This window comes from Pseudomonas sp. B611, from assembly GCF_055407965.1.
Genome location: NZ_JBUZST010000010.1, coordinates 69721 through 96345, shown reverse-complemented (window position 1 = coordinate 96345; position 26625 = coordinate 69721). Strand labels below are relative to the sequence as shown.

The 26625-nt window shown below is 60.0% G+C and carries 21 protein-coding genes; 13 read left to right on the top strand and 8 right to left on the bottom strand.

Going from position 1 to position 26625, the window contains the following annotated elements:
* The first annotated feature begins 182 nt into the window (after nucleotides 1–182).
* The 7 genes from ACZRMO_RS20435 (at nucleotide 183) to ACZRMO_RS20405 (ending at nucleotide 10744) form a co-directional block, all read left to right on the top strand.
* Complete coding sequence (locus tag ACZRMO_RS20435; RefSeq protein WP_463974004.1) at nucleotides 183–3014, top strand: 2-oxoglutarate dehydrogenase E1 component; 2832 nt, start codon at nucleotides 183–185, stop codon at nucleotides 3012–3014.
* A 44-nt stretch (nucleotides 3015–3058) separates the two neighbouring features.
* Complete coding sequence (gene odhB / locus ACZRMO_RS20430) at nucleotides 3059–4264, top strand: 2-oxoglutarate dehydrogenase complex dihydrolipoyllysine-residue succinyltransferase (RefSeq protein ID WP_463974003.1); 1206 nt, start codon at nucleotides 3059–3061, stop codon at nucleotides 4262–4264.
* A gap of 99 nt (nucleotides 4265–4363) precedes the next feature.
* On the top strand, nucleotides 4364–5800 hold the full coding sequence (lpdA, locus tag ACZRMO_RS20425; RefSeq protein ID WP_017734334.1) for a dihydrolipoyl dehydrogenase: 1437 nt from the start codon (nucleotides 4364–4366) through the stop codon (nucleotides 5798–5800).
* Between the two features lie 204 nt (nucleotides 5801–6004).
* Entirely contained in the window at nucleotides 6005–7171 is a 1167-nt protein-coding gene (gene sucC, locus ACZRMO_RS20420; RefSeq protein WP_017734333.1) for an ADP-forming succinate--CoA ligase subunit beta, read from the top strand.
* Entirely contained in the window at nucleotides 7171–8052 is an 882-nt protein-coding gene (gene sucD, locus ACZRMO_RS20415) for a succinate--CoA ligase subunit alpha (RefSeq protein WP_003172813.1), read from the top strand. Before sucC ends, sucD begins: the two co-directional genes overlap by 1 nt.
* A 409-nt stretch (nucleotides 8053–8461) precedes the next feature.
* Nucleotides 8462–9775: a branched-chain amino acid transport system II carrier protein gene (gene brnQ / locus ACZRMO_RS20410; RefSeq protein WP_463974002.1), complete on the top strand. Its 1314-nt coding sequence runs from the start codon at nucleotides 8462–8464 to the stop codon at nucleotides 9773–9775.
* 231 nt (nucleotides 9776–10006) lie between these two features.
* Nucleotides 10007–10744: a DUF599 domain-containing protein gene (locus ACZRMO_RS20405; RefSeq protein WP_463974001.1), complete on the top strand. Its 738-nt coding sequence runs from the start codon at nucleotides 10007–10009 to the stop codon at nucleotides 10742–10744.
* Between the two features lie 90 nt (nucleotides 10745–10834).
* Here the strand turns inward: ACZRMO_RS20405 and ACZRMO_RS20400 are convergent, their stop codons facing one another.
* Complete coding sequence (locus ACZRMO_RS20400) at nucleotides 10835–11086, bottom strand: hypothetical protein (protein ID WP_124525320.1); 252 nt, start codon at nucleotides 11084–11086, stop codon at nucleotides 10835–10837.
* 158 nt (nucleotides 11087–11244) lie between these two features.
* On the opposite strand from ACZRMO_RS20400, the gene ACZRMO_RS20395 reads away from it, so the two are divergent.
* The 4 genes from ACZRMO_RS20395 to ACZRMO_RS20380 all read left to right on the top strand — a co-directional run bounded on the left by ACZRMO_RS20395 (nucleotide 11245) and on the right by ACZRMO_RS20380 (nucleotide 14953).
* Nucleotides 11245–11721: a PaaI family thioesterase gene (locus ACZRMO_RS20395; RefSeq protein WP_463974000.1), complete on the top strand. Its 477-nt coding sequence runs from the start codon at nucleotides 11245–11247 to the stop codon at nucleotides 11719–11721.
* Nucleotides 11718–12170 carry a PaaI family thioesterase gene (locus ACZRMO_RS20390; protein ID WP_017734328.1) on the top strand — a complete coding sequence of 151 codons (453 nt, stop codon included), beginning with the start codon at nucleotides 11718–11720 and terminating at the stop codon, nucleotides 12168–12170. The genes ACZRMO_RS20395 and ACZRMO_RS20390 overlap by 4 nt, the downstream gene beginning before the upstream one ends.
* A gap of 89 nt (nucleotides 12171–12259) precedes the next feature.
* Nucleotides 12260–14164, top strand: coding sequence for a molecular chaperone HtpG (gene htpG, locus ACZRMO_RS20385; protein WP_463973999.1), 1905 nt, complete (start codon nucleotides 12260–12262; stop codon nucleotides 14162–14164).
* Nucleotides 14165–14230: 66 nt separating this feature from the next.
* Entirely contained in the window at nucleotides 14231–14953 is a 723-nt protein-coding gene (locus tag ACZRMO_RS20380) for a dienelactone hydrolase family protein (RefSeq protein WP_463973998.1), read from the top strand.
* Between the two features lie 122 nt (nucleotides 14954–15075).
* On the opposite strand, the gene ACZRMO_RS20375 is transcribed toward ACZRMO_RS20380, so the two are convergent.
* Entirely contained in the window at nucleotides 15076–15942 is an 867-nt protein-coding gene (locus ACZRMO_RS20375; protein WP_463973997.1) for a pirin family protein, read from the bottom strand.
* A gap of 64 nt (nucleotides 15943–16006) precedes the next feature.
* Nucleotides 16007–16423, bottom strand: coding sequence for an OsmC family protein (locus ACZRMO_RS20370; protein WP_463973996.1), 417 nt, complete (start codon nucleotides 16421–16423; stop codon nucleotides 16007–16009).
* Nucleotides 16424–16563: 140 nt separating this feature from the next.
* Between ACZRMO_RS20370 and ACZRMO_RS20365 the strand changes: the two genes are divergently transcribed.
* Together ACZRMO_RS20365 and ACZRMO_RS20360 are read left to right on the top strand one after the other, a co-directional pair.
* Entirely contained in the window at nucleotides 16564–17586 is a 1023-nt protein-coding gene (locus ACZRMO_RS20365; RefSeq protein ID WP_463973995.1) for an amidohydrolase family protein, read from the top strand.
* 95 nt (nucleotides 17587–17681) lie between these two features.
* Nucleotides 17682–19307, top strand: coding sequence for a methyl-accepting chemotaxis protein (locus ACZRMO_RS20360; protein WP_463973994.1), 1626 nt, complete (start codon nucleotides 17682–17684; stop codon nucleotides 19305–19307).
* Nucleotides 19308–19494: 187 nt separating this feature from the next.
* On the opposite strand, the gene fabB is transcribed toward ACZRMO_RS20360, so the two are convergent.
* The 5 genes from fabB to ACZRMO_RS20335 form a co-directional block, all read right to left on the bottom strand.
* The gene (gene fabB, locus ACZRMO_RS20355; protein ID WP_105522250.1) at nucleotides 19495–20715 is read right to left on the bottom strand and encodes a beta-ketoacyl-ACP synthase I; all 1221 of its coding nucleotides are present in this window, start codon (nucleotides 20713–20715) and stop codon (nucleotides 19495–19497) included.
* A gap of 11 nt (nucleotides 20716–20726) precedes the next feature.
* Complete coding sequence (gene fabA, locus ACZRMO_RS20350; protein WP_010211704.1) at nucleotides 20727–21242, bottom strand: 3-hydroxyacyl-[acyl-carrier-protein] dehydratase FabA; 516 nt, start codon at nucleotides 21240–21242, stop codon at nucleotides 20727–20729.
* Nucleotides 21243–21490: 248 nt separating this feature from the next.
* Entirely contained in the window at nucleotides 21491–23392 is a 1902-nt protein-coding gene (locus ACZRMO_RS20345) for an ATP-binding protein (RefSeq protein ID WP_463973993.1), read from the bottom strand.
* Nucleotides 23389–24318 (bottom strand): ABC transporter substrate binding protein, encoded by a 930-nt coding sequence (locus ACZRMO_RS20340; protein ID WP_463973992.1) that lies wholly within the window; start codon nucleotides 24316–24318, stop codon nucleotides 23389–23391. The genes ACZRMO_RS20345 and ACZRMO_RS20340 overlap by 4 nt, the downstream gene beginning before the upstream one ends.
* A gap of 1 nt (nucleotide 24319) precedes the next feature.
* A complete protein-coding gene (locus ACZRMO_RS20335) occupies nucleotides 24320–26440 on the bottom strand; it encodes a TonB-dependent receptor plug domain-containing protein (RefSeq protein WP_463973991.1) in 2121 nt (706 codons plus the stop codon).
* Between the last annotated feature and the right edge of the window lie 185 nt (nucleotides 26441–26625).

Here is a 26625-nt window from a genome sequence, read left to right as displayed (position 1 = left end):
GAGCAGCGACTTACAAAGCCGCAGCTCTTATTTTGAAGAAATGAGACAAGCAGGGGCATTCGGGTTGGTACCCGAACTATCAGCGTGATCCTAAGTGGCTTGTTTTGGTCGCTGCACTTGGCCTTTTGCAAGCAAACTCGGTGTTTTCGCCGGTGGTGTCCCCAAATCGAGGGTGACCAAGCATGCAAGAAAGCGTGATGCAGCGCATGTGGAACAGCGGCTATCTTTCAGGTGGTAACGCTGCCTATGTGGAAGAGCTTTATGAGCTCTACCTGCACGACCCTAACGCTGTGCCAGAAGAATGGCGCACCAAATTTCAGACGTTGTCTTCAGACGGCAACGCTGCCACCGATGTATCGCACGCAACAATTCGCGATCAATTTGTGCTGCTGGCAAAGAACCAGCGCCGCGCTCAACCGGTTTCCGCCGGCAGCGTGAGCAGTGAGCATGAGAAGAAGCAAGTTGAAGTGCTGCGACTGATCCAGGCTTACCGGATGCGCGGCCACCAGGCGGCCCAGCTTGACCCGCTGGGGCTCTGGAAGCGTCCTGCACCTGCTGACCTGTCGATCAATCATTACGGCTTGACCAATGCCGATCTTGATACGACCTTCCGTGCCGGCGACCTGTTCATCGGCAAAGAGGAAGCGAGCCTACGCGAAATTCACGAAGCGTTGCAGCAGACATATTGCCGCACCATTGGCGCCGAGTTCACGCACATCACCGATTCCGAGCAACGCCACTGGTTCCAGCATCGTCTGGAAGGTGTGCGCGGCCGTCCGGTTTTGTCCGCTGACGTACGCAGCCATCTGCTTGAGCGCGTAACCGCTGCCGAAGGCCTGGAGAAATACCTGGGCACCAAATACCCAGGCACCAAGCGTTTCGGCCTGGAAGGCGGCGAAAGCCTGATCCCGATGCTCGACGAGCTGATCCAACGTTCCGGTTCCTACGGCACCAAGGAAATCGTGATCGGCATGGCTCACCGTGGTCGCCTGAACGTGTTGGTCAACACCTTCGGCAAGAACCCGCGTGAACTGTTCGACGAGTTCGAAGGCAAGAAGAAGGTCGAGCTGGGTTCCGGTGACGTTAAATACCACCAGGGCTTCTCGTCCAACGTCATGACCACCGGCGGTGAAGTTCACCTGGCCATGGCCTTCAACCCATCCCACCTGGAAATCGTTTCTCCAGTGGTCGAGGGTTCGGTCCGTGCCCGCCAGGATCGTCGCAACGACGCTACCGGTGAAAAAGTCCTGCCGATTTCCATCCACGGTGACGCGGCATTCGCTGGTCAAGGCGTGGTTCTGGAAACGTTCCAGATGTCGCAGACCCGCGGCTTCAAGACCGGTGGCACGATTCACATCGTGATCAACAACCAGGTTGGCTTCACCATCAGCAACCCGCTGGACGCGCGCTCTACCGAGTACGCCACCGACGTGGCCAAGATGATCCAGGCGCCGATCCTCCATGTGAATGGTGATGATCCGGAAGCCGTGTTGTTCGTGACCCAGCTCGCGATCGACTACCGCATGCAGTTCAAGCGTGACGTGGTGATCGACCTGGTTTGCTACCGCCGTCGCGGTCACAACGAAGCGGATGAGCCTAGCGGCACCCAGCCGTTGATGTACCAGCAGATCACCAAGCAGCGCACCACCCGTGAGCTGTACGCCGAAAGCCTGACCAAGGCCGGCGTGGTTGACGACGCGCGTGTTCAGGCGAAGATCGACGAATACCGCAACGCGCTGGACAACGGTCTGCACGTCGTGAAAAGCCTGGTTAAAGAGCCGAATAAAGAACTGTTCGTTGACTGGCGTCCGTACCTGGGTCACACCTGGACTGCACGTCACGATACGTCGTTCGACCTGAAGACCTTGCAGGAACTGTCTGCCAAGCTGCTGGAAATTCCGGACGGCTTCGTAGTACAGCGCCAGGTTGCGAAGATCTACGAAGACCGTCAGAAGATGCAAGCCGGCGGCCTGCCGATCAACTGGGGTTACGCTGAAACCATGGCGTACGCGACCCTGGCGTTCGAAGGTCACCCGATCCGCATGACCGGCCAGGACATCGGCCGTGGTACGTTCTCGCACCGTCACGCGGTATTGCACAACCAGAAAGACGCGGGCACCTACATCCCGTTGCAGAACCTGTACGAAGGCCAGCCACGTTTCGACCTGTACGATTCGTTCCTGTCCGAAGAAGCCGTACTGGCGTTCGAATACGGCTACTCGACCACCACGCCAAACGCGCTGGTGATCTGGGAAGCCCAGTTCGGCGACTTCGCCAACGGTGCCCAGGTGGTTATCGACCAGTTCATCACCAGCGGCGAGCACAAGTGGGGCCGTCTGTGCGGTCTGACCATGTTGCTGCCACACGGTTATGAAGGTCAGGGTCCGGAGCACTCCTCGGCCCGTCTGGAGCGTTACCTGCAGCTGTGCGCCGAGCACAACATCCAGGTGTGCGTGCCGACTACCCCGGCCCAGATCTACCACTTGCTGCGTCGCCAGGTGATCCGCCCGCTGCGCAAGCCGCTGGTAGTGCTGACCCCGAAATCGCTGTTGCGTCACAAATTGGCCATCTCGACCCTGGAAGATCTGGCCGAAGGCTCGTTCCAGACCGTGATTCCAGAAATCGATGCATTGGATGCAGCCAAGGTGACTCGCCTGGTCCTGTGCAGCGGCAAGGTCTACTACGACCTGCTGGAAAAACGCCGTGCCGAAGGCCGCGAAGACATCGCCATCGTGCGTATCGAGCAGCTTTACCCGTTCCCGGAAGACGACCTGATGGAGGCCGTCGCGGCCTACACCAACCTCACCAATGTGGTGTGGTGTCAGGAAGAACCGATGAACCAGGGCGCGTGGTACAGCAGCCAGCATCACCTGCGTCGCAGTATCGGCAACCACAAAGCAGGCCTGGGCCTGGAGTACGCCGGTCGTGATGCTTCTGCTGCACCTGCGTGTGGTTATGCGTCGATGCACGCCGAGCAGCAGGAAAAACTGCTGCAAGATGCTTTCACTGTTTAACGCCTTCGCGCTGACTGAAACCGAATTTTAAGGACACACAGATAATGGCTATCGAAATCAAAGCCCCGTCATTCCCGGAATCGGTTGCCGATGGCACCGTTGCCACCTGGCACAAGAAACCAGGCGAGGCCGTCAAGCGTGACGACCTGATCGTCGACATCGAGACCGACAAAGTCGTTCTGGAAGTGTTGGCTGAAGCTGACGGCGTACTGGGCGCAATCGTGGCTGAAGAGGGCGCTACCGTCCTGTCGAACCAGGTTCTGGGCTCGATCGAAGAGGGCGGCGCTGCTGCCGCTGCACCGGCTGCTTCGGCTCCTGCTGCCGCCCCGGCTGCTGGCGCTGAAGACCCGATCGCTGCTCCAGCCGCGCGTCAACTGGCTGAAGAAAACGGCATCAACCTGGCTTCCATCAAAGGCACCGGCAAAGACGGCCGCGTGACCAAGGAAGACGTGGTTGCCGCTGTTGAAGCGAAGAAAAACGCTCCAGCCGCTGCACCGGCCAAGGCTGCTGCACCGGCCGCTGCTGCGCCTGTGTTCGCCGCTGGCGACCGCACCGAGAAGCGCGTACCGATGACCCGCGTTCGTGCCACCGTGGCCAAGCGCCTGGTTGAAGCACAGTCGAACATGGCGATGCTGACCACCTTCAACGAAGTCGACATGACCGAAGTCATGGCCCTGCGTTCGAAGTACAAGGATCTGTTCGAGAAGTCCCACAACGGCGTACGCCTGGGCTTCATGTCGTTCTTCGTGAAAGCGGCCACCGAAGCGCTGAAACGCTTCCCGGCCGTCAACGCTTCCATCGACGGCGGCGACATCGTTTACCACGGCTACGCCGACGTCGGCGTTGCCGTCTCCAGCGACCGTGGCCTGGTGGTTCCGGTCCTGCGTAACGCCGAACTGATGAGCCTGGCTGAAATCGAAGGCGGCATCGCTGGCTTCGGCAAGAAAGCCCGTGACGGCAAGCTGACCATCGACGAGATGACCGGCGGTACGTTCACCATCACCAACGGTGGTACTTTCGGTTCGATGATGTCGACCCCGATCGTCAACCCGCCGCAAGCTGCGATCCTGGGCATGCACAACATCATCCAGCGTCCGATGGCCATCAACGGCCAAGTCGTGATCCGCCCGATGATGTACCTGGCGCTGTCCTACGATCACCGCCTGATCGATGGTAAAGAAGCCGTGACTTTCCTGGTGACCATCAAGAACCTGCTGGAAGACCCGGCTCGTCTGCTGCTGGATATCTGATATAAGCAGCTGCAAGTTGCGAGCTACAAGCTGCAGGAAAAAGCAGCTTGGCTTGCGGCTTGCGGCTAAAAGCTTGTCGCAAATAGAGGATCTATTTTCATGACACAGAAATTTGACGTCGTAGTGATTGGTGCAGGCCCTGGCGGCTACGTTGCCGCCATCAAGGCCGCACAACTGGGCCTCTCGACTGCTTGCATCGAAAAATACACCGACAAGGAAGGCAAACTGGCGCTGGGCGGTACTTGCCTGAACGTTGGCTGCATTCCTTCCAAGGCGCTGCTGGACAGCTCCTGGAAATTCCACGAAGCCCAAGACGGCTTCGCGATCCACGGCATCAACCATGCTGGCGTGACCATGGACGTGCCAGCAATGGTCGGCCGTAAAGCCAACATCGTTAAGGGCCTGACTTCCGGCGTTGCGACCTTGTTCAAGGCCAACGGTGTGACTTCCCTGCAAGGCCACGGCAAGCTGCTGGCTGGCAAGAAAGTTGAAATCACCAAGCCAGACGGTTCGACCGAAATCATCGAAGCTGAAAACGTGATCCTGGCTCCAGGTTCGCGCCCAATCGACATTCCGCCGGCCCCCGTTGATAACAACGTGATCGTTGATTCGACCGGCGCCCTGGAATTCCAGGCTGTACCTAAGCGTCTGGGCGTGATCGGCGCTGGCGTGATCGGCCTGGAGCTGGGTTCGGTATGGTCCCGCCTGGGCGCTGAAGTGACCGTGCTGGAAGCCCTGGACACGTTCCTGCTGGCTGCCGACACTGCTGTCTCCAAAGAAGCGCTGAAAACCCTGACCAAACAAGGTCTGGACATCAAGCTGGGCGCTCGCGTGACCGGTTCGAAAGTCAACGGCGAAGAAGTTGTCGTCAACTACACCGACAAGGATGGCGAAAAAACCATCACTTTCGACAAGCTGATCGTAGCCGTTGGTCGCCGTCCAGTGACCACCGACCTGCTGGCCGCCGACAGCGGTGTAAGCCTCGACGAGCGCGGCTACGTACACGTTGACGATCACTGCGCAACCTCCGTGCCTGGCGTCTACGCCATCGGTGACGTGGTTCGCGGCATGATGCTGGCGCACAAGGCTTCCGAAGAAGGCATCATGGTTGTCGAGCGCATCAAGGGCCACAAAACCCAGATGAACTACGACCTGATCCCATCGGTTATCTACACCCACCCGGAAATTGCATGGGTCGGCAAGAACGAACAGCAGTTGAAAGCTGAAGGCGTTGAAGTTAACGTCGGCACCTTCCCGTTTGCCGCTTCTGGCCGTGCCATGGCAGCGAACGACACCGGTGGTTTTGTCAAAGTCATCGCTGATGCCAAGACTGACCGCGTATTGGGCGTCCACGTGATTGGCCCGAGCGCTGCAGAACTGGTTCAGCAAGGCGCGATCGGTATGGAATTCGGCACCAGTGCCGAGGACCTGGGCATGATGGTCTTCTCCCATCCGACCCTGTCCGAAGCGTTGCACGAAGCAGCGTTGGCAGTGAATGGCGGCGCCATCCACATCGCCAACCGCAAGAAGCGCTAAGCGAGATAATAAGAAACCACGGCGGAGTTGCCCGTCGTGAGCCTTGCGCGCAAGACTCACCGCGGAATATCCGCTGGACGCAGTCTTGCGCAGCTTTACGGGCCTTGAGCCCCGCAAGTTGCGCAAGCAGCAGTCACAGGTGGCGCGGCACTCATAATGAGCGCAGCGCCGAATGCGCAGTACCTAACGAAGACGGTAAAAAGCATGAATCTTCACGAGTATCAGGGTAAGCAGCTGTTCGCTGAATACGGCCTGCCAGTATCCCAGGGTTTCGCAGTCGACACCCCGGAAGCAGCAGCAGAAGCTTGCGACAAAATCGGTGGTACCGAGTGGGTTGTCAAAGCCCAGGTCCACGCTGGTGGTCGCGGTAAAGCGGGCGGCGTTAAGCTGGTTCGCAGCAAAGAAGACGCCAAGGCCTTCGCACAGCAGTGGCTGGGCAAGCGTCTGGTGACTTACCAGACTGATGCCAATGGCCAGCCAGTCACCAAGATCCTGGTTGAATCGTGCACTGATATCGCTAAAGAGCTGTACCTGGGCGCTGTCGTTGACCGTTCGAGCCGTCGCATCGTGTTCATGGCTTCCACCGAAGGTGGCGTGGACATCGAGAAGATCGCCCATGACACTCCAGAAAAAATTCTGAAAGCCACTATCGATCCACTGGTTGGCGCTCAGCCATTCCAGGGTCGCGAACTGGCTTTCCAGTTGGGTCTGGAAGGCAAGCAAGTTGCCCAGTTCGCCAAGATCTTCGTAGGTCTGGCCAAACTGTTCCAGGATCACGATCTGGCCCTGCTGGAAGTGAACCCGCTGGTGATCAAGGCTGACGGCGATCTGCATTGCCTCGACGCCAAGATCAACATCGACGCCAACGCCATGTACCGTCAGCCTAAGCTGAAGACTTTCCACGATCCGTCGCAAGACGATCCGCGCGAAGCGCACGCTGCCAAGTTCGAACTGAACTACGTAGCCCTGGAAGGTAACATCGGTTGCATGGTCAACGGTGCTGGCCTGGCCATGGGTACCATGGACATCGTCAACCTGCATGGCGGCAAACCAGCCAACTTCCTCGACGTGGGCGGTGGTGCTACCAAAGAACGCGTAACCGAAGCCTTCAAGATCATCCTGTCCGACTCCAACGTCGCTGCAGTACTGGTCAACATCTTCGGCGGCATCGTTCGTTGCGACATGATTGCCGAAGGCATCATCGGTGCAGTGAAAGAAGTCGGCGTGAAAATCCCGGTTGTTGTTCGCCTTGAAGGCAACAACGCTGAACTGGGCGCTAAAGTACTGGCAGAAAGCGGTTTGAACATCATCGCGGCTACCAGCCTGACCGACGCTGCTCAACAAGTTGTTAAAGCTGCGGAGGGCAAATAATGAGCGTCCTGATCAATAAAGACACCAAAGTTATCTGCCAGGGCATTACCGGTTCCCAAGGTAGTTTCCACACCCAGCAAGCCATCGAATACGGCACCAAGATGGTTGGTGGTGTAACTCCTGGTAAAGGCGGCACCGAGCACCTGGGTCTGCCAGTGTTCAACACCGTGAAAGACGCTGTAGCTGCCACTGGCGCCACCGCCAGCGTGATCTACGTTCCAGCTCCTTTCTGCAAGGACTCGATCCTGGAAGCAGCCTTCGGCGGCATCAAGCTGATCGTTTGCATCACCGAAGGCATTCCTACCCTGGACATGCTGGACGCTAAAGTTAAGTGCGACGAGCTGGGTGTTGTCCTGATCGGCCCTAACTGCCCAGGCGTGATCACTCCAGGCGAATGCAAGATCGGCATCATGCCAGGTCACATTCACTTGCCAGGTAAAGTCGGTATCGTTTCCCGTTCCGGCACCCTGACCTACGAAGCTGTGAAGCAGACCACTGACGCCGGTTTCGGTCAGTCGACTTGCGTCGGCATCGGCGGTGACCCGATCCCAGGTTCGAACTTCATCGACATCCTGAAACTGTTCCAGGAAGACCCGAAGACCGAAGCGATCGTGATGATCGGTGAGATCGGCGGTTCGGCTGAAGAAGAAGCGGCTGCCTACATCAAGGCACACGTGACCAAGCCGGTTGTTTCCTACATCGCTGGTGTGACTGCCCCTGCTGGCAAGCGCATGGGCCATGCTGGCGCAATCATCTCTGGCGGCAAAGGCACTGCAGACGAGAAATTCGCTGCACTGCAAGACGCAGGTGTTAAAACCGTGCGTTCGCTGGCAGACATCGGCAAGGCCCTGGCCGAGCTGACGGGTTGGGCTGTCAAGTAAGCCTCGCGCTTAGCTGACGCTTCACCAAGCAAAGGCCACCTTCGGGTGGCCTTTGTGCTTTCTGGGTGATCGTTCCCACGCTCTGCGTGGGAACGCATCCCGTGACGCTCCGCGTCACATAGGCAGGACGCGGAGCGTCCAAGGCGGCATTCCCACACAGAGCGTGGGAACGATCATTGCCAAGTTAAGTATGAAAACGCGACATTTGGATGTCGCTTATCGGACAGTGCGCCCCGCAACAGTGCGTTCGTCAGCCAAATTCTGTAACCTACCCGCCTCTTTATGCGTGTGCCTCCCAAAAGGAAGCCCCGCGCTAGACCGGTCGGCCCCCATCAGGGCTGGCAGTATTTCCCTCATCCATAGGGAATCCCTCTCTAAATTCCGATTCAGTAGTGTGGTATTTCCTCAAATGAAAGTGTTGAAAAGCCAGGATATCCTGGCGTTGGGCTTTATGACCTTTGCCCTGTTCGTGGGCGCCGGCAACATCATCTTCCCGCCTATCGTTGGTTTGCAGTCCGGGCCTCATGTCTGGATGGCAGCGCTGGGCTTTCTGATCACCGCAGTGGGTTTGCCGGTGGTCACCGTGATCGCCCTGGCCAAGGTCGGCGGCGGTATGGACGCGTTGAGCAGCCCGATCGGCAAGATCGCCGGTGGTCTGCTCGCGGCGGCGGCGTATCTGGCGGTAGGGCCGCTGTTCGCCACCCCGCGTACCGCGACCGTGTCCTTTGAAGTGGGCCTGGCGCCGCTGACCGGCGAAAGCCCGCTGGCGCTGTTCCTCTACAGCTCGGTGTACTTCCTGGTGGTGTTCTTCGTTTCCCTGTACCCAGGGCGACTCCTGGATACCGTGGGTCGCTTCCTCGCCCCACTGAAGATCATCGCCTTGGCGATCCTCGGTATCGCTGCATTTGCCTTGCCGGCCGGTGAGGTGGGTGTCGCCACCCCGGAATACGTGGCCGCACCGTTTTCCCAAGGCTTTATCCAGGGTTACCTGACCATGGATACCCTGGGCGCCCTGGTGTTTGGCATCGTAATCGTGAATGCCATCCGCTCCCGTGGCGTCGAGTCGCCCAAGCTCATCACCCGTTACGCCATCATTGCAGGCTTGATTGCCGGCGTGGGCCTGGCCCTGGTGTACTTCAGCCTGTTCCGCCTGGGCTCGGGCAGCCATGCCGTCGCCGCCGGCGCGAGCAACGGCGCAGCGGTGCTGCATGCTTACGTGCAACACACCTTCGGTTCCCTGGGCAGCGGCTTCCTGGCTGTGTTGATCTCCCTGGCGTGCCTGGTCACCGCCGTTGGCCTGACCTGCGCCTGCGCCGAGTACTTCAGCCGTATCCTGCCGCTGTCCTACAAGGCGCTCGTCGTTATCCTGGCGCTGTTCTCGCTGTTCGTGTCCAACCTGGGCCTGACCAAGTTGATCGCGTTCTCGATCCCGGTGCTGACGGCGATCTACCCGCCGTGCATCGTGCTGGTGGCCCTGAGCTTCTGCAAAGACTTCTGGCAGGAGCAGGGCCGCATTGTTGGTCCGGTGATGCTGGTGTCGTTCATCTTTGGCTGCATCGATGCGCTCAAAGGCGCTGGTCTGGCCGACTGGATGCCGTCGCAATTGGCGCACCTGCCGCTGAGCGAGCAGGGCCTGGCGTGGCTGGTGCCGTCGTTTTTGACCCTGGTAGTGGCGTTTGTGGTTGATCTTATGCTCGGCAAGCGCAGCGAAGCGATCGCTTGATCCGCTAAAGGCGCTACCGAAATGCCCCGTATCAATCGATACGGGGCATTTTTTGTATTTGTGAGGCTACAACCCTCTAGAGTTGGAATGCGGTAGGTGTGGGAGCGGGCTTGCTCGCGAAAGCGGTGTACCAGTCACCGAATATGTTGGCTGGACCACCGCTTTCGCGAGCAAGCCCGCTCCCACATTCAGATCGCGCTCCGCCATCATCCACTGTGCAATAGGACCCGCATGTCGTTCATCGAAACCAATCTGATCCACCTGCTTGCCGCGCTCTGGTTCGCCTTGTGCTGGGGCGGCTACACCCGCTATGCCACCTGGAAAGCGCGGGACACGGCCTGCCTGGCCAGTGTGCTGCATCTGTATCGCGAAGACTGGATGCGTCGCATGCTGATGCGCGACAACCGCATCGCCGACGCCAGCGTGATTGGCAACCTGGAGCGTAACGCCTCGTTCTTCGCCTCCAGCACCTTGATCATCCTCGCCGGTATTCTTACCGTGCTGGGGGCCTCGGAGCGGGCGGTGTCGTTGCTGGCGGACATTCCGATGGTGCAGCAGGCGTCCCAAGGCATGTCGGAAATCAAGTTGCTGTGCCTGGCACTGGTGTTCGTCTATGCCTTCTTCACCTTTAGCTGGTGCATGCGCCAGTACAACTTTGCGGCGGTGTTGGTGGGTTCGGCACCGATGATCGGTGAGCGGCATGTGTCGGAGCAGGAGCGCAAGGCGTTTGCCCTACGGGCGGCACGGGTGATTTCCATGGCGGCCAACCAGTTCAACTTCGGCCTGCGCTCTTATTATTTCGGCATGACCATGTTGGCCTGGTTTGTCAGCCCCTGGTTGTTCATGTTGATGAGCAGCGGGGTGGTGTTGGTGCTGTACCGTCGGCAGTTTCATTCCGACGTACTGCAAGTGATGGTGTATACGCAGACCGACACGCCGCTGCCCGAGGCGGTTAAAGAGGCGGCTTAACTAACGCTGCAAATAAAAAACCCAGACAAAGTAAAGCCCGCTATCTAAGCGGGCTTTCTTTTTGCAGCAGTGCTATTTCTAGCCGCGGTCTCAAGAACCGGTGGCAGGTGTAGCAGGTGCAGCTTCTTTTGCAGCGGCGGCGTTCGATTCAGCCTGAGCTTTGGCAGCTTCGGCGTTTTCTTTCGCAGCGTCGTTCACTTTATCCTGAGCCTTCGCCATGTCTTGCTGAGCTTGCTCGGAATGTGCAGCGGCGTCTTGGGCTTTGTCTTCGGATTTTTTGTCGCAGGCAGCGAGACCGAGGGCAGCAGCGAGCATCATGGAAATAGCTAAAGTCTTGCGCATGGGGTGTTTCTCCTTATTGAAGATATCTACTGGCCTTTCGAGCATGGCACTCCGGTATTAGTTCCTTTTCTTTCACAGATATATAAACCGCTGACTTAAAGGAACTTTTGCCCGCGCCACCGATTTTGCGGATCAACACTAATAAGAGTCCCGAACGAATGACCGAAAACCCTTTGTTAGAGCGCGCGGCGCGCTTTGTATCGGCCTTGCGCCATTGTCAGGTGCTGGGTATTACCGCTCATCATGCGAGCGGGGAGGGCATCACGCTGATCATGCCCTACGCCCCCCATCTCGTCGGTGATCCCAATACGGGCGTGATCCATGGTGGTGCCTTGACCTCCCTGATGGATACGGCCTGCGGCATGGCCACGCTGTGCGTGTTGCCGGAGTTCGAAGTGTGCCCGACCCTCGACCTGCGCATCGACTACATGCATCCCGCAGAGCCCCATAAGCCTGTGCTTGGCTTCGCCCAATGCTACCGCGTCACCACGGACGTGATTTTCACCCGTGGCTTCGCCTATCAGGACGACCCGCAACAGCCCATCGCCCATGTAGTGGGCACCTTCATGCGCATGGGCAAGCGTCTCAAGGGGACGCAAGGACTGGGCAGCGCCATCAAGGGAGAGCAGGCATGACACATCGATTCAAGACCCGCCTGGAACAGGCCCATGCACGCGGCAATTATGACGAGCTGCTCGGCCTGATCCCCTACGCGAAGTTGATCGGCATCGAATGCACCCGCCTGGGGGATGAGCTGCTGTTTCGCCTGCCGGCCAGTAAGGACAATATTGGTAACCCGATATTGCCGGCGCTTCACGGCGGGGTGATTGCCGGCTTCATGGAACTGTCGGCGGCGCTGCACCTGCTGGTATTTACCGGTGCGCCGGGCCTGCCGAAAATCATCGACTTCTCCCTGGATTACCTGCGCGCCGGCCAGTTTCGCGACACCTACGCCAAGTGCCAGGTATGGCGCCAAGGCCGACGGGTGGCGAATGTCGCGATCACCGCGTGGCAGAGCACGGCGGCCGAACCGATTGCCACCGCTCGCGCGCATTTCAAGATCGAGGAGCCAAGCCGCCCTTGAAATCCTCGTCTTAGCCCCCAACTTTGATGACAACCCGCCGCCGACCTTTGAGAAAGCGGCCACTGCCATCCAATTGGAGTTTGATGACCATGAGTGTGGAAACTCAAAAGGAAACCCTGGGCTTCCAGACCGAGGTGAAGCAACTGCTGCACCTCATGATCCATTCGCTGTATTCCAACAAGGAAATCTTCCTTCGCGAATTGATCTCGAACGCCTCTGACGCTGTCGACAAATTACGTTTCGAAGCCCTGTCCAAGCCAGAGTTGCTGGAAGGTGGCGCCGAACTGAAAATCCGTGTGAGCTTCGACAAGGACGCCAAGACCGTCACCCTCGAAGACAACGGCATCGGCATGAGCCGTGAAGACGCGATTACCCACCTGGGTACCATCGCCAAATCCGGTACCGCAGATTTCATGAAGAACCTGTCGGGCGATCAGAAGAAAGATTCGCACCTGATCGGCCAGTTCGGCGTGGGCTTCTACTCGGCTTTTATTGTTGCCGACAAGGTTGAAGTGTTCAGCCGTCGCGCCGGCCTCGACGCCAGCGAAGGCGTGCACTGGTCGTCCAAAGGTGAGGGCGAATTTGAAATCGCCACTATCGAGAAGGCTGACCGTGGCACCCGTATCGTGCTGCACCTCAAAGCCAATGAAGATGAGTTCGCCGACGGTTACCGTCTGCGCAACATCATCAAGAAGTACTCCGACCATATCGCTTTGCCCATCGAGCTGCCGAAAGAACAGGCTGCTGCCGAAGGCGAAGAACAACCTGCCCAGGAATGGGAAGTGGTCAACCGCGCCAGCGCCCTGTGGACCCGTCCTCGTACCGAAGTCAAAGACGAGGAATACCAGGAGTTCTACAAGCACATCGCCCACGACTACGAGAACCCGCTGAGCTGGACCCACAACAAGGTCGAAGGCAAGCTGGAATACACCTCGTTGCTCTACGTACCGGCCCGTGCGCCGTTCGACCTGTACCAGCGTGAAGCGCCAAAAGGCCTGAAGCTCTACGTGCAGCGCGTGTTCGTGATGGATCAGGCGGAATCCTTCCTGCCGTTGTACCTGCGCTTTATCAAAGGCGTGGTCGACTCCAATGACCTGTCGCTGAACGTGTCGCGGGAAATCCTGCAGAAAGACCCGATCATCGACTCCATGAAGTCGGCGCTGACCAAGCGCGTGCTCGACATGCTGGAAAAACTGGCGAAGAACGAGCCTGAGCAATACAAGGGCTTCTGGAAAAACTTCGGCCAGGTCATGAAAGAAGGCCCGGCCGAGGATTTTGCCAACAAGGAAAAAATCGCCGGCCTGCTGCGCTTTGCTTCGACGCACGAAGAGGGCGGCGAGCAGGTGGTGTCCCTGGCCGAGTACCTGGCCCGCGCCAAGGAAGGTCAGGACAAGATCTACTACCTGACCGGCGAAACCTACGCCCAGGTCAAGAACAGCCCGCACCTTGAGGTCTTCCGCAAGAAAGGCATCGAAGTGCTGCTGCTGACTGACCGTATCGACGAGTGGCTGATGAGCTACCTCAGCGAGTTCGACGGCAAGTCGTTCGTCGACGTGGCCCGTGGTGACCTGGACCTGGGTAACCTGGACTCCGAAGAAGAGAAGAAAGAAGCCGAAGAAGTCGCCAAGGCCAAAGAAGGCCTGGTTGAACGAATCAAGACTGCCCTGGGCGATGCCGTCAGCGAAGTGCGGGTTTCCCACCGTCTGACCGACTCCCCGGCGATCCTGGCCATCGGCGAGCAGGACCTGGGCATGCAGATGCGCCAGATCCTCGAAGCCAGCGGCCAGAAGGTTCCGGACTCCAAGCCGATCTTCGAATTCAACCCGGCTCACCCGTTGATCGAGAAGCTCGACGGCGAGCAAAGCGAAGAGCGGTTTGGCGACCTGTCGCACATCCTCTTCGACCAGGCGGCCCTGGCCGCTGGCGACAGCTTGAAGGACCCGGCCGCCTACGTGCGCCGCCTGAACAAGCTGTTGGTTGAACTGTCGGTCTGACACCGTTGTACAAAAGCCCGCTTCGGCGGGCTTTTTCGTTCTCGTGCACCTCAACTGGAGTAAATGATGAGCCAAGTCACTGTGCGTTCCGTGGTCTATCAGCTTGATGGCCAGTCCTACGAAAGCCGCCTGGCGTTCGATGCCAGCCACCAGGGCCCGCTGCCGGGTCTGTTGATGGCGCCGAACTGGATGGGGGTGAGTGCGGGTGCCGAAGAGATCGCCAAGAGTGTGGCCAGCAAAGGCTACGTGGTGCTGATCGCCGACCTGTACGGGCAAACCGTTCGCCCGTCGAATGGCGATGAGGCCGGCGCGGCGATGATGCCGTTGAAGAACGATAACCCTGAGTTGCTCAAGCGCCTGCAGGCCGCCTTTGCGCAACTGCAGGCCCAGGCCGAGGTGGACACCTCGAAGCTGGCGACCTTCGGTTTCTGCTTCGGGGGTTTCTGCTCGCTGGAGCTGGCGCGTACCGGCGCACCGCTGAAGGCCGCCGTGTCGTTCCACGGCACCATCGACACCCAGAACCCGGCGGGTGCCAAGCTCATCCAGGGTTCAGTGCTGGTGCTGCACGGCGCATCCGATCCACTGGTGCCAAAAGCGCAACTGCCGGCGTTTGAAGATGAAATGAACGCGGCTGGGGTGGATTGGCAATTGCTGAGCTACGGCGGCGCGGTGCATTCCTTCACCGACCCGCACGCCAATGTGCCGGGTAAGATGATGTATGACGCGAAAACGGCCAAGCGGGCGTTCAAGTCGATGCATGATTTGTTGGATGAAGTGTTCAAGGGCTGATCCCTCAGCGCCCACAGATCGTTCCCACGCTCCGCGTGGGAATGCCTCACTGGACGCTCCGCGTCCGCTCCTTGTGACGCGGAGCGTCAAGGGCTGCATCCCCACGCAGAGCGTGGGAACGATCATCGTGAGGGCAACTCTATCCTGTCTGTTTCACCGGGCACCGTCGGCCAATCCCCCGCCGCCCAACGCTGCCTTGCCTGCTCGATAACCGCCGGATCACTCGCGACAAAATTCCAATTGATCCGCCGTGGCCCATCCAGCGGCGCGCCGCCAAACACCACCAGGTGGCACTCCGTCTCGGCAAACAGCGCCATCTCTTGACCCGCCGGCAACACCACCAGGCTGTGTACCTCTAGCGGCTCACCGTCCAGTTGCGCGTCGCCGTCCAGCACATACACCGCCCGTTCCTCATGCTCGTCAGGAATCAGCAGGGTGGTGGCCGTCTGCATCCGTACTTCGGCATACAGGGTGGGCGACAGCACCGGCACCGGTGACCTCAGGCAGAAACCACTGCCGGCGATCAGGCGAATCTGCACCCCCAGGTTGTCACTGACCGGCAGGCTCGCCGCCGGGTGATGGCTGTAGTGCCCCGGCCCGGTTTCGTGATCCTTGGGCGACGCCAGCCACACTTGCAGGCCGTGCAGGTTGAATCCTGCGGCCTTGACGGCCTCGGGCGTGCGTTCGACGTGGGCAATCGCGCTACCGGCAGTCATCCAGCTGACGTCGCCGGCTTGCACCACCTGGTCCGAACCCAGGCTGTCCTTGTGCTGCAAGGTGCCTTCGAACAGGTAGGTGAGGGTGGAGAGGCCGATATGCGGGTGCTGGCGGATATTCATGCCGCTGCCTGGCGCATAGCGGGTCGCCAGCATATGGTCGAAAAACACGAAGGGCCCGACGCTGCGGCATTCACGGGAGGGTAGTGGGCGCAGGATGGGTTGGCCTTCGACATCTTCGGGGCGAGGGCGGATCACGGTGAGAGAAGTCATGGTGCGTCCCAGTCTGAGCGGGTTAGGTGCTGCTGAGCATAACCCGCTCGGTAGGATGTTGCCGCTATTGGCTGAAGGCGCCTTCCGACAGCTTTGTCTCGATAGTGACTTCGGCGGTGGTCATAAGCTTGTGCACGGGGCAGCGATCTGCCACACGGTGCAGTTCGTCGCGTTGCTCGTCGGTGAGCACGCCCTTGAGCGTCAGCTTGACGTTGAGCTTGTATTTGCCTTTTTGCTCTTCGGTGGCGTCGTGGGTGACTTCGACGGTCACGCCAGTCAGCGGGATATCCTTTTTCTGTGCATAGAGCCTGACGGTCAGGGCTTTGCACGACGCCAGTGCGGCATCGAAGTAATCATGGGGGGATGGCGCCGAATCATCGCCGCCCAGGCTTTTGGGCAGGTCGGTAAACAACTCATGGTTGTCGATGTTCACGCTATGACGGAAGTTGTCCTGGTTCAGGGTATTAACGGTAACAGGCATGGTAAACCTCATGGGGTGGCAGGATGAAGGTCATGCAGTTATAGAGCATGCTGGCACTTCGGTGTTCCGTGTTTTTTGCCGGATGAACCCTGGCAGCGTGAGCAAGGTCTACCCGTATCAGCCCTTATCGAGATTTTATCGTGCCCTTGACCCGCCTGACGCTGGCCCTGTTGCTCACCGCCAGCAGCCTTGCTGTGCAGGCTCGCGACTACGCCTACAGTGATGCCCACCTGCATTACGTGGATTTCTTCCAGGAAACCGCGGGCATGGACAAACTGCTGCAGGCCATGGCCGACAGCCGCATCGAACATGTGATGATTTCCGGCATTCCCGTTGCAAAAAAATGGCACGAAGACGAGCCCAAGCGGCCGCGTTACTACGCGGGGGACGACGCCGATGCCTACTGGTACAGCGCCACCGACGTGATTGTCGCGGCAGCGGTCAACAAACTGACCCCCGAACAGCGCCGCCGCTTTCATCCGTTCCTGTCCGGCTTCAACCCCAATGACAAGAACTCGGCCGCCCATATCCAGCGCATGCTCGACCTCAACCCAGGGCTGTGGCAGGGCATCGGCGAAGTATTCACGCGCCATGACGACCTCACGGCCATCACGGCAGGCGACACCCCGCGCGCCAATAACGAAGCCATGACCCGCATCTATCACCTGGCGGCAGAAAACGATCTGCCGGTGATGCTGCACTCCAACATCACCTCCAAGCGCGAGCGCAACCCGTTGTACCTGGCCGAAGTGGAAGAGCCGCTGCGCAACCATCCGCACACCCGCTTTATCTGGGCCCATGCCGGCACCAGCAAGGAAATCCATCGTCACCAGGTGCAGATGGACTTTTTGCTGCCAACCTTGAGTCGCCTGCTGGAGGCTTATCCCAACCTGTACATCGATCTGTCATGGAGCATGCTCACGCCGTATCTGTTGGACGATGCCGGTCAGCCCCGCCCCGAGTGGGTAAAGCTGGTGGAACGCTTCCCTGAGCGGTTTATGTTGGGTTCGGACGTAGTAGGGCGATTCAATAAGTTGGGTAAGGAAATGCGTAGCTTCGACCCCTTTTTGGATGCCTTGCCTGAGGACGTCGCCCAGAAAGTGGCGCGGGACAACTTCCTGGCCATCCTGCCTAAAGCTACCCGCGATGGTACGCCGCGTTGATATCGCGTTTTCGTCTTACGCAAAGGCACTCATAGGCCGATACCTTTCAAGAGCCAGCTGCAAATGGATGCAGCGCATTTGGAAGGAACCAAGGCATGAGTATCAGAAGTCTGAATATCGCCCCGCGCGCCGGCCTGGGCTTTGGCGTGTTGGCGTTGATGGTGTTCGCGTTGGGCGGCTTCGCCCTGTTGCAGATGGCCAATATGCGCCAGCAGTCCGATCAGGTGGAGAACAACTGGCTACCCAGCGTGATGGCGGTAGGGGAGATGAGCCAGGACCTGTTGCGGGTGCGTGCGCTGACCCTGCGCTTGTTGCTCAATCGTGCCCCCCAGGCGCTGGCGCAGAATGAGCAGAAGCTCAGCGACCTCAAGAACGGCCTGCACCAGGCGCAGAGCTTGTATGAAGCGCTGATCGTGCTGCCCGAGGAACGCACGCTGTTCGACCGTTTCAAGGCCCAGGAGCAGCAATACCTGCAACGTCAGGAGCAGGTCATGGAGCTTTCCAAGAGCAATCAGTTGGACGACGCGATCAAGGTGGTCAACGGCGAGATGAATCAACTCGCCGACGAAATGGCCGTCACTCTGCATGACCTGGTCAAACTCAACAAAACCAATGCCAACCTGGCCGCGAACGTGGCGCAGAGCGTGTTCAGCCAGTCGCGCAGTTGGGTGGTGGGCATGATTGCACTGACGGCGCTGATCACCATCGGCCTGGCCGTGTGGCTGACCCGCAGCATTGTGCTGCCCCTGGCGCAGTCGCTGAAAGTCGCCCAGGGCGTGGCCAGCGGCGATCTGACCGGCGAGATCAACGTCACCGGCAAGGACGAGCCCGCGCGTTTGCAGCAAGCGCTCAAGGGCATGCAGGAACACCTGCGGGACACTATCCGGCAGATCGCCGAATCGTCGAACCAACTGGCCTCCGCTTCCGAGGAGCTCAGTTGCGTGACCGAGGATGCCACCCGTGGCCTGCACCAGCAGAACCAGGAAATCGAGCAAGCAGCGACGGCGGTCAATCAGATGACGGTGGCCGTGGAGGAGGTGGCCAGCAACGCGGTGGCCACGTCCCAGGCGTCCCGGGAGTCCGACCGCATCGCCCAGCAGGGGCGTGAACAGGTGCAGCAGACGGTGGTGTCGATCGAGGCGCTGGCCTCGGATGTGACGGCGAATGCCACGCAGGTCGAGGATTTGGCGCAGAAGGTCTATGGCATCAGCAAGGTGCTGGATGTGATCCGTTCAATTGCCGAGCAGACCAACCTGCTGGCGCTGAATGCGGCCATCGAGGCCGCCCGGGCGGGGGACGCCGGGCGTGGGTTTGCGGTGGTGGCCGATGAAGTGCGGGCGCTGGCGCATCGCACGCAGCAGTCCACCCAGGAAATCGAGCTGATGATCAGCGGCATCCAGCAGGGTACCGATCAGGCGGTCAGTTCCATGCAACACAGTAATACGCGGGCACACGCCACGCTGGAAATCGCCAAATCGGCGGGGACAGCGTTGGAGGCGATTGCGTCGGCGTTTACCTTGATCAATGAGCGAAACCTGGTGATCGCCAGTGCGTCGGAGCAGCAGGCGGCGGTGGCGCGGGAGGTGGATCGCAACCTGATGAATATTCGTGATCTGGCGCATCAGACGTCTACCGGGGCGAACCAGACGAGTGCGGCGAGCCAGGAGTTGTCGCGGTTGGCGGTGGGCTTGAACAGCATGGTGGCGCGGTTTTCGGTGTAGGGCTCAGAATCCGGTTGGCCCCTTCGCGAGCAAGCCCGCTCCCACACTTGACCGCATTCCAAAGGATGTACTCGGTCAAATGTGGGAGCGGGCTTGCTCGCGAAGCAGGCGACTCGGTCTAAAATCCAGCACCCATAAAAAAGCCCCGAACCAGTCGGGGCTTTTTCATGCAATCAAGCTACAGGTGTTACTTACCCTGCCAGCGTTTCAGCACCAGGGTGGCGTTAGTGCCACCGAAGCCGAAGCTGTTGCTCATCACGGTGTCGATCTTGGCGTTTTCAACGGTCTTGAGCTGGATCGGCATATCAGCGACGGCCGGGTCCAGTTCATCGATGTTGGCCGAGCCGGCAATGAAGTTGCCTTCCATCATCAGCAGGCAGTAGATCGCTTCGTGAACGCCGGCGGCGCCCAGGGAGTGACCCGACAGGCTCTTGGTGGAGCTGATGGCCGGAGCCTTGTCGCCGAATACCGCACGCACGCCTTCCATTTCCTTGGCGTCGCCGACCGGAGTCGAGGTGCCGTGGGTGTTCAGGTAGTCGATTGGGGTATCCACGGTGGACATTGCCATCTGCATGCAACGGATGGCGCCTTCACCGCTTGGTGCAACCATGTCGTAGCCGTCGGACGTCGCGCCGTAGCCAACGATTTCCGCGTAGATTTTGGCACCACGGGCCAGAGCGTGTTCCAGCTCCTCGACCACCACCATGCCGCCACCGCCGGCAATGACGAAACCGTCACGCTTGGCGTCGTAGGCGCGGGAGGCCTTTTCCGGGGTTTCGTTGTACTGGGTGGACAGTGCGCCCATGGCGTCGAACAGGAACGATTGGCTCCAGTGCTCTTCTTCACCACCGCCGGCGAACACGATGTCCTGCTTGCCCAGCTGGATCTGCTCGACCGCAGTACCGATGCAGTGAGCACTGGTGGCGCACGCCGAGGAGATCGAGTAGTTCACGCCCTTGATGGCAAATGGCGTGGCCAGGCAGGCCGAAACGGTGCTGCCCATGGTCCGCGTGACACGGTACGGGCCAACGCGCTTCACGCCTTTTTCGCGCAGGATGTCCAGCGCTTCCATCTGGTTGAGGGTCGATGCGCCGCCCGAGCCGGCGATCAGGCCGGTGCGTACGTTGGAAACCTGGTCGTCGCTCAGGCCGGAGTCGGCGATGGCGTCTTTCATGGCCAGGTAGGCGTAGGCGGCAGCGTGGCCGACGAAGCGATAGATCTTGCGATCGATCAGTTCTTCGAGGGGCAGGTCGATGGAGCCGGAAACCTGGCTACGCAGACCCATTTCGGCATATTCCGGGTTGAAGCGGATGCCAGGGCGACTTGCACGCAGGTTAGCGGTGACGGTCTCTTTGTCATTGCCCAGGCAAGAAACGATGCCCAGACCAGTGATAACGACGCGGCGCATGCGGATAACCCTTAAAAGTTGTCAGTGGAAGTGAATACGCCGACCCGAAGGCCTTCGGCAGTATAGATCTCGCGACCGTCGACGCTCACCGAACCATCGGCGATGGCCAGGTTCAGCTTGCCCTTGAGGACGCGCTTGATTTGAATGTTGTAGGTGACTTTCTTGGCGGTCGGCAGGACCTGGCCAAAGAACTTCACTTCGCCCGAACCCAGGGCGCGACCGCGACCCGGCAAGCCTTGCCAGCCGAGGAAGAAACCGACCAACTGCCACATGGCGTCAAGGCCCAGGCAGCCTGGCATGACAGGATCGCCTTCGAAGTGGCAGGCAAAGAACCACAGGTCCGGGGTGATATCCAGCTCGGCGACCAATTCACCTTTGCCGTACTTGCCACCCTCTTCGCTGATATGGGTGATGCGATCCACCATCAGCATGTTCGGGGCGGGCAGTTGCGCGTTACCTGGGCCGAACAGCTCACCGCGACTGCAGCGCAGCAGGTCTTCCCGGGTAAAGGCGTTTTGTTTGGTCATGCGAGCTCCTCAATAATCCCATGCGGCAGGGTAGGGTAAATCTTCCCGAACCGACTGAAGCGTTACGCCTCATACCGGCAGCCTACACATAGACTATTGCGTTGTAGTGAAAGTCACAGCGGCAAGGCACTGAATGTACACTTGTTCACTGAAATTTTAAACCGGGCCTGTTTATCGGTCCGTTTGGGTGCCTAAGACTGCCGCACTTTCGTCTTTCACGCCAGTCGGAGTTGGCTGATGGCGTGGCGCTATTGCACCCAACGTTGCAGGATTTGCTGCAAATCCGTGCGTTTGAATGGCTTGGCCAGGTAATCGTTCATCCCGGCGGCCAGGCAGGCTTCGCGGTCGCCCTGCAAGGCGTTGGCGGTGAGGGCGATGATCGGCAGGTCAGCGCAGCCCGGCAATTGGCGAATCTGCCGGGTCGCCTCGTAGCCATCGATCAGCGGTAACCGGCAGTCCATCAGGATTGCGGTGAAAATCAGGCTTTCGGCACTGCGGATCGCCTCGGCGCCGTCGGTGGCCAGGCTGACTTCAAAGCCCAGGCTGCGCAACATGGCTTCGACCACGGTGCGGTTGACCGGGTTGTCCTCCACCAGCAACACATGGCGGCCATCACCGGCGCTGCTTTTGCCGTCGCCGTCATGGGCAATCTTCGGCAAGTATTGCTGGTCGATGGCCAGGGGGATTTCCAGGGTAAACACCGAGCCACGGTTTTCTTCGCTTTGCGCGCGCAACGTGCCGCCCATGCGTTCGGCCAGGGTGCGGGCGATGGGCAGGCCCAGGCCGGTACCGCCGTAGCGTCTGGAGATGGAGCTGTCGGCCTGCTGGAACGCGTCGAACATCAGCTCCAGGCGATCGGCCGAAATGCCAATGCCGCTGTCACGCACGGTGCAGGTAAACCACAGCAGTTCGTGATCGAGGGGTTGCCACTGCGGCTCGATGGTCACGTTGCCCTGTTCGGTGAACTTCAAGGCGTTGCCGATCAGGTTTACCAGGATTTGCCGGATGCGCGTCGGGTCACCCTGCACTTGCAGGGCGGCCATGCCCGGCGGAATCAGCAGCTCCAACACCAGCCCGCGTTGTACGGCGCTGTGCTGGAAGGCTTGGGCGCAACTGTTGATCAAGTCTGCCAGGTTGAACGGAATATGCTCCAGCTCCAGGGCGGCCCGTTCGATGCGCGAGAAGTCGAGGATATCGTTGATGACCTTGAGCAAATGCTCGGTGGACTCGGAGGCCAGCGCCGCGTATTCGGTCTGCTCCTCGGTCATCTCGGTGGTTTCCAACAGTTGCAGCATCCCCAGTACGCCGTTCATCGGCGTACGCAGCTCATGGCTCATCATCGCCAGGAAATCCGACTTGGCGTTGTTCGCCCGTTCCGCCTCTTCGCGGGTCTGGATCAGCTGGGCCATGGCCTGGTGTTGCTCGCGGCTGGCCTGGTTGAGGCCTTCGGCCAGGTTGTTGATATGCCGCGACAGGTCGCCCAGCTCCGAGTCATCGACAATCGGCAGCGGTGTCTTGTAGTCGCCTTGCTGGATCGCCTTGACCGCGTGGCCCATGGCGCTGATCGGCTGCGACAGGCTCGCGGCCAGGCGCCGTGCCAGCAGGAACGTAAACAACAGGGCAAACAGCGCCAGGATGCCCGCCTTGAACAGGATTTCCTGCTGGCGCTGGCTGAAGGCGTCGTTGGACATGCCGACGATCACCCGTCCCAGGTAATCCGCGCGGGGCGGCTTGGGTTCGTTGAGGTTGTCCTGGAAGAAGTCATTGCCCAGCTGGATATGTTGCAGGCGGATCGGCGCCTGGAAGACTTTGACCGACAGCGAGCGGTCATGGGTTTCCGAGGGTTGTTCAACGTACACCAGGATGTTCTCGGCGCTGTCCTGGATCTCCAGGAAGCGCACATGGGGCGTCGCCAGTGTCGCGCGCAGCAGGCTCTCCAGCACATCGTTGTTGCCGGAAATCACCCCGTATTCGGTGGCGGGCGCTAGCTGGTTGGCGATCAGTTGGCCGGTGTGGTCCAGCTCCTGGCGCAAATCCTGGATGCGCACGAAGGTAAAGAAGCTGATCAACAGCAACGTCAGCAACAGTGCCGGGCCCAGGGTAATAAGCTGGGTGCGGGTGTTGATATCCCAACGACGACGCAGGGTCATGGGCGTTTTTCTCCTTCGGCCAACCGGGCGGCGACGTTGGTTTCATCAACCTCTTCGAGCCCCAGCGAGCGTGCGACTTGCGGGTTGCCCGCGACTTTGAAGTGTTCCGGGTACAGCGTGCGTGGCCAGGTGGCCGGTGGCTGGTCCAGCAGGCGGTCGAGCACTGCCAGCCAATCGCTCTGGTCGCTGTAGGTGCTGGCCAGGCTGCCGGCCCGGACGAACCCGGCATTGGGCCCCACCAGCGGCAATTGCCGGGCGTAGCTGCTCAACAGCAGGTTTTTCGCGGTTTTCGGGTTGTAGAGTTGCGGGTCATCGAGGCCGAGCAGCACATCACTGCTCTTGAACAGGTTTTGCAACGGGCGGCTGTCATTGGTGTTTTCCCACAGCTGCGGCACTACTTCCAGGCCCATGGGCGTGGCGTACTCACGCAGTTCTGGCAGGAGGAACTCGCTGTCGGCCGCGTAGAGCACGCCGATGCGCCGGGCCTGGGGCAGGATGCTGGCGATCAACTGCAACTGGCGCGCCAACGGCGGGTCGCTCCACAGCAGGCTGATCCTGGGCGGCAGGTGGTTGCCCAGGCGTTGCCGGGCTTGCAGGCGACTGATGCGCAGCACCAGGGTCGGCGGGCCCTGGGCGTCTTGCAGGCGCCAGTCGAGCCCCGCCAGGTCCAGCAGGACCAGGCGCGTGCTCGCGGGCAGGCGGCCCGGTGCGGGCAAGTCCTTGAGCGGGGTAAAGGTGACATGGTCTTCCGGGCGTGCCTTGGCCAGGGCTTCGGTGAAGGCCTGTACGCCAGCGCCGTCGTCGTCGGCGGTCAGCAGGATATCGGCAGTCCAGGCCGGCACACTGAACAGCAGGCACAGCAACAGCAGGGCGCGCCGCCAAAGCCTTGGCCTATAGACGTGGGTCATCCTTGACTGAGCGCCCATGTCAGAACTCTAGCTCCGCACTGAAATAGAGCACATGACGCGAGTCGTAGTTGTTATCGGCCCAGGTGGTGGGCTGGTTATCGAGGCGTTGTTGCAACATGCCGGCCAGCTCCACGTTGGCTTTGCCCAGGGCAATGCGCTTGGCCACCCGCAGGTCGACCCGTTCGAAGCGATATTGGTTGAGGGCATCGTCGCCATAATAGAACAGCGCGCTGGACCAGCCCCGGCCCCATTCCCGCAGCCAGCCGGCCGAGCCACTGTTACGTGCGGTCTGGGCCTTGTCCTTGGGGTTGCTGGTGGTTGCATCGACGTAAGCATAGGTCAGCCGCAGGCGGTCGGCGCTGCTCATGCGCCAGTCGAATTGGGATTCGGCGCCGGTAAACCGCGAGCTGTTGGCGTTGCTGGCAATGTACTGGTTATTGCGCAACGGAGAACTGATCATTTCGGTGATCTCGTCGTAGAACAGCTTCACGTCCAGGTTCAGCCCGATGTCGGCGAAGAAGCCGTTGTAGCCCAGCTCCCGCGAGCGCATCAGCTCTTTGTCGAGGTTGCCCGGGCCACGTGTCACCACAAAGTACTGGCCGGTATTCTGCCCGTAGGCCGGTGAACTGAGGTTGGTGACGCGGTAGCTCCAGTTGACGTTGTTCTCGAACATGTCTGGCGAGCGGATCGCCTCGGAATACACCGCGCGCAAACCGTGGCGCGGGTTGATCAGGTAGTTGACCGCCACCCGTGGCGTCAGCGAGCTGCCGCTCAGGTGGGTGTCTTCGAACATCGCACCGCCCTGCAACAACCAGTGCTCGCTGGCGCGCCATTCCAGTTGGCCGAACAGGCGCCAGGTGGTGTCGTCCAGGGTGCCGTTGAAGTAGGTGTCGGAGTCGGCGCGGTCATAGCGATAATTCACACCGCTGACCAGGCGCAGGCTGTCGGACAGGCTCAGGGTGTCCTGAATCTCCAGGTCGTAGCGGCTTTCGCGGGTGCTTTGGTTGATGTCGCCGCACACGCTCTGGTTGGCACCGTTGCGCCACTGGTCCAGGACCTGGTTACCCAATGCTTGCTCGTCGGCGCTGCCCGGCGGGGCGACGCCCTGGCTGTAGCTGTCCATGTGCCGCGCCAGTTGTTCGGCGTAGTTGGGGTTGAGCTGCCAAAGCCGCGTCAATTCGGGGCTGAACGAGACCTTGGCGTCACAGGCCTTCCAGATCTGCTGGCGATCCCACTGTTGGGCCGAGCCCTGGATATACAGGCTGTGCTCGGGGTTGAAGTCGAAGTTCCAGCGCAGGGATGCGGCATAGTCCTTGGCAGCGACGTCGGAATTGTTGCCACCTTCGGTAATCCCGTCGAATACCGGCGTGTAGGTATAGGGCCGCTGGTTGGTCCCTTCCTTGGCATTCAGTTGCCAGTCGATGCTTTGTTGCGCGTTCAACGTTTGGCTCACGGCCAGGCTGAAGCGGTTGAGGCGACGGCTGTCGCGGCGGTCGGCGCCGGCGGCATCGCTGTCAAAGCCGTCGTCCTGTTGCCCGGACAGGGACAGGCGTAGGTCGCCGGTGTCCCAGCGCACGCCTTGGCTGGCATAAAAGTCGTTGATCCCGCGCTCACCGCGGATGACTTTCACCCGTGTGCCCTGGCTGTTGGCCGGCGAGCGCGTCAGGATATTCACCACCGCCATCAGCGCATTGGCGCCGTAGCTGACGGTGTTGGGGCCACGGAACACTTCGATGCGCTCGATATCTTCCATGGCCACTGGAATGTCGCTCCAGTCCACGGTCGCCAGGCCGGCGCGGTATACCGAGCGCCCGTCGATCAACACCTGCATGCGCCGTGCGTCGCTGGCGCTGGTGCCGTGGTAGTTCACCGCCGCCTGGTTGCCGGTGGTGTAGCCGACCATCATTCCCGGCACCAGGCGCAGCAGCTCGCTGATGTCCCGCGCGCCGCTGGCCTTGATCAACTCGCTGTCGATCACCGTCATGCTGCCCGGCACGGCGGCGGCCGATTGCTTCAGGCGGGTGGCAGTGAGCACCTGCGGCAGCGGTTGGCTGTCGAGGAACAGATCGTCGGCCAAAGCCGTGCCGCTGCACAGCAGCATCAGCAGCAGGGATGAACGGGGAGGAGGGCCCAAATACACGGAACGGCCTTGATAATTGCGGATAGCCGCCCATGTTAACTGAGGTCGGGCCATTTGCCAGTCGTAGGACTTGCAATTACTTCACACAAATGTGGCATTTTCTGACATTCCCACGAATTGACGTGGGGGCTGGCTGCAAGCGGGTCGCTCCGTATAATGCCGCCATCGCCACTGGTATGGATTAA

What these genes read in the sequence shown, in the direction of transcription:
- fabA (WP_010211704.1), bottom strand. Translation starts at nt 21,242, where the DNA reads ATGACCAAACAAAACGCCTTTACCCGGGAAGACCTGCTGCGCTGCAGT.
- ACZRMO_RS20395 (WP_463974000.1), top strand. Translation starts at nt 11,245, where the DNA reads ATGACCGAAAACCCTTTGTTAGAGCGCGCGGCGCGCTTTGTATCGGCC.
- brnQ (WP_463974002.1), top strand. Translation starts at nt 8,462, where the DNA reads ATGAAAGTGTTGAAAAGCCAGGATATCCTGGCGTTGGGCTTTATGACC.
- ACZRMO_RS20405 (WP_463974001.1), top strand. Translation starts at nt 10,007, where the DNA reads ATGTCGTTCATCGAAACCAATCTGATCCACCTGCTTGCCGCGCTCTGG.
- odhB (WP_463974003.1), top strand. Translation starts at nt 3,059, where the DNA reads ATGGCTATCGAAATCAAAGCCCCGTCATTCCCGGAATCGGTTGCCGAT.
- ACZRMO_RS20400 (WP_124525320.1), bottom strand. Translation starts at nt 11,086, where the DNA reads ATGCGCAAGACTTTAGCTATTTCCATGATGCTCGCTGCTGCCCTCGGT.
- ACZRMO_RS20375 (WP_463973997.1), bottom strand. Translation starts at nt 15,942, where the DNA reads ATGACTTCTCTCACCGTGATCCGCCCTCGCCCCGAAGATGTCGAAGGC.
- lpdA (WP_017734334.1), top strand. Translation starts at nt 4,364, where the DNA reads ATGACACAGAAATTTGACGTCGTAGTGATTGGTGCAGGCCCTGGCGGC.
- ACZRMO_RS20370 (WP_463973996.1), bottom strand. Translation starts at nt 16,423, where the DNA reads ATGCCTGTTACCGTTAATACCCTGAACCAGGACAACTTCCGTCATAGC.
- ACZRMO_RS20390 (WP_017734328.1), top strand. Translation starts at nt 11,718, where the DNA reads ATGACACATCGATTCAAGACCCGCCTGGAACAGGCCCATGCACGCGGC.
- ACZRMO_RS20380 (WP_463973998.1), top strand. Translation starts at nt 14,231, where the DNA reads ATGAGCCAAGTCACTGTGCGTTCCGTGGTCTATCAGCTTGATGGCCAG.
- sucD (WP_003172813.1), top strand. Translation starts at nt 7,171, where the DNA reads ATGAGCGTCCTGATCAATAAAGACACCAAAGTTATCTGCCAGGGCATT.
- ACZRMO_RS20340 (WP_463973992.1), bottom strand. Translation starts at nt 24,318, where the DNA reads ATGGGCGCTCAGTCAAGGATGACCCACGTCTATAGGCCAAGGCTTTGG.
- ACZRMO_RS20345 (WP_463973993.1), bottom strand. Translation starts at nt 23,392, where the DNA reads ATGACCCTGCGTCGTCGTTGGGATATCAACACCCGCACCCAGCTTATT.
- ACZRMO_RS20435 (WP_463974004.1), top strand. Translation starts at nt 183, where the DNA reads ATGCAAGAAAGCGTGATGCAGCGCATGTGGAACAGCGGCTATCTTTCA.
- htpG (WP_463973999.1), top strand. Translation starts at nt 12,260, where the DNA reads ATGAGTGTGGAAACTCAAAAGGAAACCCTGGGCTTCCAGACCGAGGTG.
- ACZRMO_RS20360 (WP_463973994.1), top strand. Translation starts at nt 17,682, where the DNA reads ATGAGTATCAGAAGTCTGAATATCGCCCCGCGCGCCGGCCTGGGCTTT.
- fabB (WP_105522250.1), bottom strand. Translation starts at nt 20,715, where the DNA reads ATGCGCCGCGTCGTTATCACTGGTCTGGGCATCGTTTCTTGCCTGGGC.
- sucC (WP_017734333.1), top strand. Translation starts at nt 6,005, where the DNA reads ATGAATCTTCACGAGTATCAGGGTAAGCAGCTGTTCGCTGAATACGGC.